General features: G+C 72.1%; 12 protein-coding genes. 5 read left to right on the forward strand and 7 right to left on the reverse strand.

Going from position 1 to position 10,473, the window contains the following annotated elements; translation table 11 throughout:
• The 5 genes from I53_RS21915 to I53_RS21935 all read right to left on the reverse strand — a co-directional run.
• Window positions 1–1,055, reverse strand: a 1,055-nt coding sequence (locus I53_RS21915) for a translation initiation factor IF-2 associated domain-containing protein (protein ID WP_043354652.1), incomplete at its 3' end; no start/stop codon positions are given.
• Window positions 1,056–1,131: 76 nt separating this feature from the next.
• A complete protein-coding gene (locus I53_RS21920) occupies window positions 1,132–1,854 on the reverse strand; it encodes an RNA-binding protein (RefSeq protein ID WP_043354654.1) in 723 nt (240 codons plus the stop codon).
• A gap of 25 nt (window positions 1,855–1,879) precedes the next feature.
• Window positions 1,880–3,523 (reverse strand): transcription termination factor NusA, encoded by a 1,644-nt coding sequence (nusA, locus tag I53_RS21925; protein WP_043354656.1) that lies wholly within the window; start codon window positions 3,521–3,523, stop codon window positions 1,880–1,882.
• Window positions 3,524–3,587: 64 nt separating this feature from the next.
• On the reverse strand, window positions 3,588–4,352 hold the full coding sequence (rimP, locus tag I53_RS21930; RefSeq protein ID WP_043354658.1) for a ribosome maturation factor RimP: 765 nt from the start codon (window positions 4,350–4,352) through the stop codon (window positions 3,588–3,590).
• A gap of 367 nt (window positions 4,353–4,719) precedes the next feature.
• On the reverse strand, window positions 4,720–5,730 hold the full coding sequence (locus I53_RS21935; RefSeq protein ID WP_043354665.1) for an aldo/keto reductase: 1,011 nt from the start codon (window positions 5,728–5,730) through the stop codon (window positions 4,720–4,722).
• Window positions 5,731–5,939: 209 nt separating this feature from the next.
• On the opposite strand from I53_RS21935, the gene I53_RS21940 reads away from it, so the two are divergent.
• The 3 genes from I53_RS21940 to I53_RS33470 all read left to right on the forward strand — a co-directional run bounded on the left by I53_RS21940 (window position 5,940) and on the right by I53_RS33470 (window position 7,818).
• Complete coding sequence (locus tag I53_RS21940) at window positions 5,940–6,869, forward strand: sulfite oxidase heme-binding subunit YedZ (protein ID WP_051044952.1); 930 nt, start codon at window positions 5,940–5,942, stop codon at window positions 6,867–6,869.
• A 68-nt stretch (window positions 6,870–6,937) separates the two neighbouring features.
• Entirely contained in the window at window positions 6,938–7,333 is a 396-nt protein-coding gene (locus tag I53_RS21945) for a hypothetical protein (RefSeq protein WP_043354668.1), read from the forward strand.
• 110 nt (window positions 7,334–7,443) lie between these two features.
• The gene (locus tag I53_RS33470; protein ID WP_148291218.1) at window positions 7,444–7,818 is read left to right on the forward strand and encodes a hypothetical protein; all 375 of its coding nucleotides are present in this window, start codon (window positions 7,444–7,446) and stop codon (window positions 7,816–7,818) included.
• A 12-nt stretch (window positions 7,819–7,830) separates the two neighbouring features.
• On the opposite strand, the gene I53_RS34190 is transcribed toward I53_RS33470, so the two are convergent.
• The gene (locus I53_RS34190) at window positions 7,831–8,007 is read right to left on the reverse strand and encodes a hypothetical protein (protein ID WP_164706367.1); all 177 of its coding nucleotides are present in this window, start codon (window positions 8,005–8,007) and stop codon (window positions 7,831–7,833) included.
• Between the two features lie 137 nt (window positions 8,008–8,144).
• Window positions 8,145–8,543: a DUF4174 domain-containing protein gene (locus I53_RS21950; RefSeq protein WP_043354660.1), complete on the reverse strand. Its 399-nt coding sequence runs from the start codon at window positions 8,541–8,543 to the stop codon at window positions 8,145–8,147.
• A gap of 124 nt (window positions 8,544–8,667) precedes the next feature.
• Between I53_RS21950 and I53_RS21955 the strand changes: the two genes are divergently transcribed.
• The gene (locus tag I53_RS21955) at window positions 8,668–9,687 is read left to right on the forward strand and encodes an NADP-dependent oxidoreductase (protein ID WP_043354662.1); all 1,020 of its coding nucleotides are present in this window, start codon (window positions 8,668–8,670) and stop codon (window positions 9,685–9,687) included.
• A gap of 168 nt (window positions 9,688–9,855) precedes the next feature.
• On the forward strand, window positions 9,856–10,431 hold the full coding sequence (ssb, locus tag I53_RS21960; RefSeq protein WP_043354664.1) for a single-stranded DNA-binding protein: 576 nt from the start codon (window positions 9,856–9,858) through the stop codon (window positions 10,429–10,431).
• Window positions 10,432–10,473: the final 42 nt, after the last annotated feature.

Below are 10,473 nucleotides of genomic sequence, written 5' to 3' on the forward strand. Positions count from 1 at the left end.
ATGGTCAGACGAACGCGGTTGCGGTCACCGCCCGGCGACTTCGGCGTCTTGGGCGGCGTGATGATCTTGAGCGGCATGCCGGGACGGCGGATGACCCGCTTGGTCTCGGACTCGTCGTCGTTGGTCTGGGCACCGCGACCGGCCGGCCGCGCCGCGGCGCCGGCACCGGCGGGACGTGCGGCGGTCGCCGGCGTCGCGCTCTTCTCGGGCTCGGGCGCCGGAGCGGGCTTGGCCATGAAGTTGAGATCGCGCGGCTTGCGCGAATCGGCCGTGATCGTCTTGCGCGGCTCGCCCGTGGAGGGTCGGGGCGTCAGCGGGGGGCGCGGCGCGGCCGGAGCCGCGGCGGGCGCAGCCGGACGCGCGGCGGCCGGACGGGCCGGCGCAGCGGCCGGGCGCGCGGGCGCAGCCGCGGCCGGACGTGCAGCGGCCGGCGGCGCGGCAGGCGCTTCGGCCGGACGGGCAGGTGCAGCAGCGGCAGGCGCAGCGGCGGTGGGGGCGGGAGCGGGTGCGGGAGCGGCCGCCTGGGCTTCGGCTGCCTTTTCAGCAGCCTTGGCGGCCTCAGCCGCAGCAGCGGCGGCTGCCGCAGCCGCGGCCTTGCGCTCCTCCTCCTCGCGGCGGCGGGCCTCGGCGGCCTCGCGTTCGCGGCGGGCCTGCTCCTCGGCTTCGCGGCGGCGCGCCTCGGCCTCGGCCTCGGCCTTGCGGCGGGCCTCGGCCTCACGGCGCTGCGCGTCGGCGAGGGCTGCCGCGCGGGCGGCGCTCTCCTGTTCGCTCAGCGTGCGCAGCACCACACCCGAGGCCGGCCGCTGGGCCGGACGGGGGGCCGCGGCCGCGGGCGCGGCCGGTGCCGGACGCGGTGCGGGTGCAGGCTCACGGGCAGGAGCGGCCGGAGCCGCGCCGATCACGCGGCGCTTCACCGTCTCGACCACGACCTGCTTGGAGCGGCCATGGGAGAAGCTCTGACGCACGGTGCCCGCCTCGATCGGCCGCTTAAGGGAAAGCGGCTTCGGGGAAGTCCGATTCAGAGTCTTGTCGCCCGGGTTATTCGTATCGCTCATTCAGCCTGAACCCTGAGGGTTTCCATCGTCCCGTGAACCGACGCCCGGTGGCGCCGGCCAAATCCGTCCTGCGTCGTCAACGTGAGGCTTCATCGATCCCGCCGATTCGGGCTGGATCGGGCTCCCCGGTCGCCGCGGCGGCGCCCTCGAAGGAGCGTAGCCGACGCCAACGCGACAGGCAGCCGGCGGCTCCGGCTCCTGCGACGAGCGCAGCGTGTATCACATGACCCCGACCTAAAGCCATGTCCAATTCGTCTTCGAACAGGTCATCGATGATCGGGATCCTTGACATGGCCTCGCCATGGCGCCTGTGCAAGGCCGACGCGATCTTCCGCCGGCCATCCGGGCTCGCCTCGGCGGCGTGGATCACCGCGATGGCACCGGGCTGGCCGCCGATCGCCGCCTCGACCTTCGAGAAGCCCGCGACGATGCAGCCCGCCTTGTTGGCGAGCGCGATGGCCTGCCGCAGATCCTCCCGGAGCCCCGCGGCGATCCGGTCCGGCAGATCGGGCGCGGCCGGGGTCGGCCCCTTGAAGGCCCGCGAGAAAAGATTCTTGCGCACGGCGGTGGCGACCGCCTCGCGCCGGGCGCTGATCCAGGCGCCGCGCCCCGGGAGCTTGGCGCGCAGGTCGGGGACGACGCTGCCGTCCGGCCCGCGCACGAACCGGATCATCGCCTCCGGCGCCTGGGCGACGCGCGTGACGAGGCAGGTCCGCTCGGGCGCGCGGCGGCCGGGGCCGGCATCGAGCCCCCCGGCAGCCAGCCCGTCCTCGGGCAGGGTCGTGTCGTCCGCGACCATCGCGTTTCCGCCGCCGGCCTTCGGCTCAGCCCTCGGCCCGGGCGGCTTCTTCGCCCTCGGCCGCCTCGGCCCCTTCCTCTGCACCTTCCTCGGCACCGTCTTCGCCTTCCGGCTCCGGCAGCGCCTCGATCCAGCCGGCCTTGAGGCGGGCGGCCATGATCAGAGCTTCCGCCTCGGCGCGGGACAGGTCGAAGCCGTCGAGGTAGCCCGCATGACGCACCGCTTCGGGGCCGCGGCCTTCCGTGTAGCCGACGAGGTCGTCGGTGGCGCAGCCCGCCAGATCCTCGACGCTCTTCACGTCGTTCTCGCCGAGGGCGACCATCATGGGCGTGGTGATGCCCTCGATCTCGCGGAGCTCGTCGGCGACGCCGAGCTCGGTGCGGCGGGCGTCGTGAGCCTGCTCGATCCGGGCGAGGTGGTCCTGGGCGCGGGCCTGGATCTCGGTGCCGGTCTCCTCGTCGAGACCCTGGATGCCGGAGAGCTCCTGGATGTCGACGTAGGCGATCTCCTCGACGTTGCGGAAGCCTTCCGCCGCGAGCAGCTGGCCGACGGTCTCGTCGACGTCCAGCGCCTCCATGAACACCTGGGTCCGCTCGGCGAACTCCTTCTGGCGGCGCTCCGACTCCTCGGCCTCGGTGAGGATGTCGATGTCCCAGCCGGTGAGCTGGGAGGCGAGGCGCACGTTCTGGCCGCGGCGGCCGATGGCCAGCGACAGCTGGTCGTCCGGCACCACCACCTCGATGCGGTCGGCCTCCTCGTCGAGCACCACCTTCACCACCTCGGCGGGCTGGAGGGCGTTGACGATGAAGGTCGCCTCGTCCTCGGACCACGGGATGATGTCGATCTTCTCGCCCTGCAGCTCGCCGACCACGGCCTGCACGCGCGAGCCGCGCATGCCGACGCAGGCGCCCACCGGGTCGATGCTGCCGTCACGGGAGATCACCGCGATCTTGGCGCGGGAGCCCGGGTCGCGGGCCACCGCCTTCACCTCGACGATGCCGTCGTAGATCTCGGGCACTTCCTGGCCGAACAGCTTGGCCATGAACTGCGGGTGCGAGCGCGACAGGAAGATCTGCGGCCCGCGCACTTCCGAGCGCACGTCGAACAGGTAGGAGCGGATGCGGTCGCCCGGCCGGAAGGTCTCGCGCGGGATCATTTCGTCCCGGCGCACGATGCCCTCGCCGCGGCCCAGATCCACGATGACGTTGCCGTACTCGACCCGCTTCACGATGCCGTTGAGGATCTCGCCGATGCGGTCCTTGTACTCGTCGAACTGGCGGGCGCGCTCGGCGTCGCGCACCTTCTGGACGATGACCTGCTTGGCCGACTGGGCGGCGACGCGGCCGAAATCGAAGGGCGGCAGGGTGTCGGAGATGACGTCGCCGACCAGCGCCCCCGGGTTGTAGCGGCGGGCCTGGTCCAGGGTGATCTCGCGGGCGTCGTTCTCCACCTGATCGACGACCAGGAGGTGGCGCGAGAGGCGCAAAGCCCCGGTCTTCGGGTCGATCTCGGCGTGAACGTCGGTCTCGGCGCCGTAGCGGGAGCGCGCGGCCTTGGCGATCGCCTCCTCCATCGCGTCGATGACGATGGAGCGGTCGATCACCTTCTCGCGGGCGACCGCATCGGCGATCTGGAGGAGTTCGAGCCTGTTGGCGCTGACGACGGCCATCGGTGTCGGTCCTTCTCTTCCGTCAAATCTTCGAGCCGGCCGCCGGGCGGCCGACATTGGGGTCTCAATGCAGCGAATCGCGGTCCTTCAGCCGGGACGCCTTGGTCACGACCGGCTTCTTCGGACCGGTCCGCGCCGGCTTCTGGAGCTTGGCCGCGGGGCTGGCCTTCCGGGGCCCCTTCGGCTGGAAGGGGCTGCGCGCCGGCGGCGCCGCGCGCTCCTCGGCGGGCTCCGCGTCGTCGGTCTCCTCGGCCTCGTCCGCGGGGGGCGGTCCGCCGCGGCGGAGCGATTCGCGGATCAAGTCGTCGGTGAGGACGAGATGGGCCTCGGCGAGGTCCTTGAGCGGCAGGTCGATGCGGCTCGGCAGCCCTTCCTTCACGTCGGGCAGGTCGATCGGGACCGTCTGCCTGTCCAGATCCGGCGCGCCGAGGATGCCGCGGAAGCGCTTGCGCCCGTCGAGCGGCGGGCTCAGCTCGACCTTGGCCTCGTAGCCGACCCAGCGGGCGAAATCCGAGATCCGCACCAGCGGCCGGTCGATCCCCGGCGAGGACACTTCCAGGTTGTAGGCGCCGCCCACCGGATCGTCGACGTCGAGGATCGGCGAGATCGCGCGGCTCACCGCCTCGCAATCGTCGATGGTGAAGGAGCCGTCCGGCCGCTCCGCCATGATCTGCACGGTGCAGCCGTTGATGTTGGACACCTTCACCCGGACCAGCCGGAAGCCGAGGCCCTGGAGCGGCCCTTCGATCGCCTGCGCGACGCGCGCGGCGACGCCGGCCTCTCGGACGAGGCGCTTTTCGGACAGATCCGCTTCGATCTCGGACGACATGGGTTTGAGCGCGCAACCTTCGCGGCGTTCTGCGTGGCCCGCCCGCGGCGTGCGGCCTTGTGCGGCGAGAGGCTCTGCGGCGAAAAAAAAGAGCGGACCCGGTGGGGCCCACTCCCGAACCGCAGCCTCTCGACTGCCATCAGAACTGTTGAGAGCTAGATAGCGACCCTCGGCCGGGAGCGCAAGCCGGATCAGGCGCACGACGCAGCCCTGTTCGTCCCGATCTCGGCCTCATCCTGAGGTGCCGGAGCGTCGCGGCGGCCTCGAAGGAGGCTTTGAAGGCGGTCTCCAGGAATCGCGCGCTGTCCGGAGGGCTCCTTCGAGGCGCGCGCACCTCAGGATGAGGGGGTTGGGGATCGGCTGCCTTTCAGCCGCCCCGCGGCACCCGCCCCTCCAGCGGATAGGCGGGATCGTTGTAGCCCGGCGTGGTCGGATGGCCCGCGGCCACGAACCCGTCCACCAGCGCCTCGTCCTCCGGGGTGAAGGCGTAGTCGAGGGCGCCGAGATATTCCTGCCATTGCGCCTCGGTGCGCGGCCCGGCGATGACGCCGGTGACGAGGCGGTTGTTCAGCACCCAGGCGGTGGCGAACTGGCCGGCCGTGATGCCCCGCGCCTCGGCATGCGCCTTCAGGGTCCGGGCGATGCGCAGGGATTCCGGGCGCCACTCGGTCTGCATCATCCGGGTGTCCTGGCGACCGGCGCGGGATTCGGCCGGCGGCGGGGCATCCGGGTCGTACTTCCCGGTGAGCACGCCGCGGGCGAGCGGCGAGTACGGCACGACGCCGAGCCCGTAATGGGCGCAGGCCGGCAGGTGCTCGGTCTCGGGCATGCGGTTGAAGGCGTTGTAGTAGGGCTGGCTCACCACCGGCCGGTCGATTCCCAGCTCGTCGCAGAGCCGGCAGATCTCGGCGACCCGCCAGGAGCGGTGGTTCGAGACGCCGAAATGGCGGATCTTGCCTGCCCGCACGAGGTCGGCCATCGCCCGGACCGTCTCGGCGAGCGGCGTATCGTGGTCTTCCTTGTGCAGGTAGTAGATGTCGATGACATCGGTGCCGAGGCGGCGCAGGCTGTCCTCGGCGGCCTTCATCACGTGGACCCGCGACAGGCCGCGGTCGTTGACGCCCTCGCCCGTCGGGTTGGCGACCTTGGTGGCCAGGATCCAGGCGGCGCGGTCGCCCTTGATCGCCCGGCCGGTGATCTCCTCCGAGCGACCCTCCGTGTAGACGTTGGCCGTGTCGATGAAGTTGATCCCCGCCTCGCGGGCGCTGCCGACGATGCGGCCGGCGGTGGCCTCGTCGGTGGGGCCGCCGAACATCATCGTGCCGAGGCAGATCGGCGAGACCTTGAGGCCGGAGCGGCCGAGTTTGCGGTACTGCATGGGATCCATCCGGTGTCCGTCGCCCCGCTATCTCGCCGCGGCGCGGCCGAGGTCAACCGTGCCGGGCGACAGGCCCGTGTAACCTGCGCCCGGCCGCGGCGAACCGACCCGTGCCGGCACCGGAGCCCGGGGGCGGCCGTTCTCGCCGTGGCGCATGTCGCTGGCGGGTCGCCGCCGTCCCTCACCGAAAAAGAGCCTGTCCGAGACCCATGATCGACCGCTCGGCCGTTCTCCCCGCCATTCCCCGCCCCTGGCTCGACCGGGCCGGTCGCCTCTCCTGGCTGAAGCTCGCGGTCTTCCTGGCCTGCATCGCCCCGGCCCTGTACCTCGCGGCCGCCTACCGGCTCGACGCGCTGGGCGCGAAGCCGATCACCGCGCTGATCCACGCCACCGGCGAGTGGGCGGTGCGCTTCCTGCTGTTTTCCCTGGCGATCTCGCCGCTCCGCCGCATCGCCGACTGGGCGAAGGTCATCGCGGTGCGGCGGATGCTCGGCATCACCGTGATGGCCTACGCGGTGGCCCATCTCACCCTCTACGCCGTCGACCAGAACCTGATCCTCACCAAGGTCGTCTCGGAGATCGCCCTGCGGCTCTACCTGACGATCGGCTTCGTGGCGCTGATCGGCCTGATCGCCCTCGGCCTGACCTCCACGGATGCGGCGATCCGGAACCTCGGCCCGAACTGGAACCGGCTGCACCGCCTCGTCTACACGATCGCCGTCCTGGCCCTCGTCCATTACTTCCTGCAGTCCAAGATCGACGTCACCGATCCGGTCTTCTCGGCCGGCCTGTTCCTGCTGCTGATGGGCTGGCGGGTGATGCGGCGGTTCAAATGGCCGGAGCGGCCCTGGTCGCTCCTGCTGCTCGCGATCCTCGCCGGCCTCGCCACCGCGGGTCTCGAGGCCGCCTGGTACGGGCTCGCCAGCGGCGTCCCGGCCAGCCTCGTGCTCGCCGCCAACCTGGACTTCTCCGGGCCGATCCGGCCGGCCTGGTGGGTGCTGGCGGTCGGTCTGTCGCTGCCGCTCCTGGCGCTGGTGCGCGGTCCGAAGGCGCGCGCCGCCGGCCCGGCGCCGACGAGGCGGCCGGCCGCCACGCCCCGCCGGGATCCGGTCCGGGAGCCCTTGTCGCCGCGGGCCTGATGCCGCAGAACCCGCTCCCGGTCCTCCGCCGCCGGCGGCCCCGGGCCCAGCGGAGCTTTCAAGACGCCATGCGCGGCACGCTTCTCCTGATCGCGGGCTTGCTCGCGCCGACGGTCGCCCTCGCGACACCGCCCGCACCCGCGAAGGCGGCCGCCAAGGCGGCTCCCGCCGCGCCGCCTCCGGCGGCCGCGGCACAGGCCGTCGCAGCCTGCACGGCGCCCGAGCCGCCGCCGGCCTCGGCCCGCCCGACCAAGCCGGCGCTGCCGCAGAAGCCCGCCTGCCTCGACGCCAAGGAGGGCTGCCCGGGCTGGGAGGGCTACAGCTACAACGACGCGATCAAGGCCTATAACCTGCAGGCGCAGGCCTTCCGGCCGATCGCCGAGGCCTACCTGCAGAAGCTCAACGCCTACGTGAAGGCAAGCGCGGACTACGCCCAGTGCGAAGTCAACGCGATGCAGAAATAGCCGGCTGAACGGCAACCGACAGCACCACACGGGGAGGGTTCAGGCGCATTGGCGCTAGCTCCGGTGATGATGGCCGCGATCCCCGCGCGCCCGATCACGCCGAGGCCCCCGTGCCCGCTCGTCGTTCCCTCGTCCGCACAGCTTTCTGCGCCCTGCTCCTCGCCACGGGCCCGGCGCTGGCCGCCGATTTCGACGGTCCCTACGCGCCTCCTCATGGCTATGGCGATCCCGCTCAGGAGGAGGAGCCGGAGCGCCGACCGCCGCCGCCGCCACGTCCCGAGGCCGAGTTCCGCGGCCCACGCTTCACGGCGGCGCCCCCCGAAGCGTGCCGGGAATTCGTGCGGCGTCGGTTCGATCCGGATGGCGCGCCGGTTGTGCGCCGGGTGCGGGTCTGCGACGAGCCGGTCGTCGACCGTGGGCCGCCCCCGCCGCCTCCGCCGCCGGAGGACATTCCGCCCCGTCGCTGGGGCGGACCGCGCTGGTAGCGTCGCGCCGGCTCAAATGCGGGCCGGCGCCTTCTTGAGGGCGGCCGCGAAGGCCTTGAGCTGGCGGTTCAGATCCGCCAGCTCGTTCAGCGCGATGGTCTTATGGCCGTCGCGGACCGCGCGCTCGATATCCTCGACCTGCAGGTCGACGAGGCGGCGGATGGCGGTGGCGACTTGTTGTCGGGTCATCGATTCGAGCGTCTCGTCCGAGCGTCCTGGCGGGCCTCAACGGACGGCCGATACGCGGCCGTCGACACGTTTCGGTGATAGGCCGGTAGGCTTAACCGTTGGTGTCCGCACCCCGTCGGTTCACAGGGGATCCGGCCCTAGTGGCGCTCGCGCATCTCGGCGCGGCGCATCGGCATCGCGTCGATCATGGCGAACAGCGCCTGCGGGGCGATCGGCTCCTCGGCGGTGAGCTTGGCGCCGCCGTCCTTGCCGATCAGAACGGCGCGGAAGCTGTCCGCGGGCAGGCCGAGCCGGGTGCGCAGGGCCTGCGCCTGCGCCCCGGACCCGACCGCTTCCAGCACCACGAGGTCGCGGTCGGCGAGACCGGTGCGGGCCGAACCCAGGGCCGCCCGCTGCGCCCGGAGATCCGCGTCCCCGGCCTCGGGCGCCGACAGGACCAGCACCCGCGCGCGGTCCCGATAGGCGTCGAGGGGACCGGCCAGGGCGGCCCCCGTCGCCATCGCCGCCAGCCCGAATCCCAGTGCCGTTCCCCGCATGCCGCCGCTCCGCGCTCCCGAGACGGGACAACGCGCGAGCCGTCCGGGAGATCACAGCCGCGCCTTTGCCTCCACGGTCCGGCGCCCCAGATCGGAGGCGACAGGCAATAACCGGGAGTTCGCCATGACCACCGCCATGAACCGACGCATCGTCCTGGCCTCGCGCCCGCACGGTGAGCCGCGGCCCGAGAACTTCCGCCTGGAGGAGGTGCCGGTGCCGCAGCCCGGACCCGGCCAGGTCCTCCTGCGCACCCGCTGGCTGTCCCTGGATCCCTATATGCGCGGCCGGATGAGCGACGCGAAATCCTACGCGGCGCCCGTCGAGATCGGCGCGCCGATCACCGCCGAGACGGTGGGCGAGGTGGTCGCCTCGAACCACCCGGACTATGCCGTGGGCGAGATGCTGACCGCCTTCGCGGGCTGGCAGGACTATTTCGTCACCGACGGCAAGGGCTCGCGCAAGGTCGATCCCGCCGCCGCCCCGCCCTCGACGGCGCTGGGCGTGCTCGGGATGCCGGGCATGACCGCCTATACCGGCCTCCTCAACATCGGCCGGCCGAAATTCGGCGAGACCGTCGTGGTGGCCGCCGCCGCCGGCCCGGTGGGCTCCCTGGTCGGGCAGATCGCCAAGATCCACGGCGCCCGCGCCGTCGGGATCGCGGGCGGCCCCGAGAAGTGCCGCTACCTCACGGAGGAACTCGGCTTCGACGCCGCCGTCGACCATCGCGGACCCGACCTGCCCGGCGCGCTGGCCGCCGCCTGTCCGAAAGGCATCGACGTTTACTTCGAGAATGTCGGCGGCGCGGTCTTCGCCGCCGTGATGCCCTTGCTCAACCCCTTCGCGCGGATCCCGGTCTGCGGCCTCGTCTCGGCCTACAACGCCACCGAGGTGCCCCCCGGCCCGGACCGCCTGCCCGGCCTGATGCGTGCGGTCCTGACCAACCGGCTGCACATCCAGGGCTTCATCGTCTGGGACTTCGCCGAGCAGGCCGAGACGTTCCGCAAGGAGGTCGCCGGCTGGATCCAGGACGGACGCGTCCGCTATCGCGAGGACGTGGTCGAAGGCCTGGAGAATGCCCCGGAGGCGTTCATGGGCCTGTTGAAGGGCCGGAATTTCGGCAAGCTCGTCGTCCGCGTGTCCTGACGGCTTCTTGCCGCCGATCTGGAACGGATATAGAACAAACAGATCCGGTGGCGCTGCGGAAAGCGGGCACAAGCCCGCCCCGCAGGTTGCCGCTCCGGAGGCCCGGGCGCATGGTTCGCGCGCCGCCGGGCAAGTGCCCAGTGAGATCCGTACGACTAGGAGAGAGCGATGGCGGGCAGCGTCAACAAGGTGATTCTCGTGGGCAATCTCGGGCGCGATCCCGAGATGCGCCGCCTCGGGTCGGGCGACCCGGTCTGCAACCTGCGGCTCGCGACGTCGGAGTCGTGGAAGGACAAGGCGACCGGCGAGCGCAAGGAGAAGACCGAGTGGCACTCGGTCGTCATCTACAACGACAACCTCGCCCGGGTGGCCGAGCAGTACCTGCGCAAGGGCTCGAAGGTCTATATCGAGGGCCAGCTTCAGACCCGGAAGTGGACCGACAATTCCGGCGTCGAGAAGTACACGACCGAGGTGGTGCTCCAGCGCTTCCGCGGCGAGATGACGATCCTCGACGGGCGCGGCGGCGGCGGCGACTTCGCCGGCGAGGAAGAGGGCGGCGGCCAGATCAGCCGCGGCGGGGATTTCGGGGGCGGCCGGGGCGGTGACCGCGGCGGCGATTTCGGAGGCGGTCGCGCCCAGGGCGGCGAGCGGCGTCCGGCTCCGGCCTCCTCGGGCGGTGGCGGCAACGGCGGCGGCGGCGGAAGCCGCGGCGGCTACGACCTCGACGACGACATCCCGTTCTAGGCGCCGTCGGTCCGGTCGGGACAACGCCGCCGGCGCCGGTCG

Source organism: Methylobacterium sp. B1, from assembly GCF_000333255.1.
Lineage (GTDB): Bacteria > Pseudomonadota > Alphaproteobacteria > Rhizobiales > Beijerinckiaceae > Methylobacterium > Methylobacterium fujisawaense.

Coding starts and splice junctions, on each gene's coding strand:
- I53_RS34190 (WP_164706367.1), bottom strand. CDS start 8,007: ATGACCCGACAACAAGTCGCCACCGCCATCCGCCGCCTCGTCGACCTG.
- I53_RS21935 (WP_043354665.1), bottom strand. CDS start 5,730: ATGCAGTACCGCAAACTCGGCCGCTCCGGCCTCAAGGTCTCGCCGATC.
- rimP (WP_043354658.1), bottom strand. CDS start 4,352: ATGTCGTCCGAGATCGAAGCGGATCTGTCCGAAAAGCGCCTCGTCCGA.
- I53_RS21940 (WP_051044952.1), top strand. CDS start 5,940: ATGATCGACCGCTCGGCCGTTCTCCCCGCCATTCCCCGCCCCTGGCTC.
- I53_RS21950 (WP_043354660.1), bottom strand. CDS start 8,543: ATGCGGGGAACGGCACTGGGATTCGGGCTGGCGGCGATGGCGACGGGG.
- I53_RS21955 (WP_043354662.1), top strand. CDS start 8,668: ATGACCACCGCCATGAACCGACGCATCGTCCTGGCCTCGCGCCCGCAC.
- nusA (WP_043354656.1), bottom strand. CDS start 3,523: ATGGCCGTCGTCAGCGCCAACAGGCTCGAACTCCTCCAGATCGCCGAT.
- I53_RS21945 (WP_043354668.1), top strand. CDS start 6,938: ATGCGCGGCACGCTTCTCCTGATCGCGGGCTTGCTCGCGCCGACGGTC.
- ssb (WP_043354664.1), top strand. CDS start 9,856: ATGGCGGGCAGCGTCAACAAGGTGATTCTCGTGGGCAATCTCGGGCGC.
- I53_RS21920 (WP_043354654.1), bottom strand. CDS start 1,854: ATGGTCGCGGACGACACGACCCTGCCCGAGGACGGGCTGGCTGCCGGG.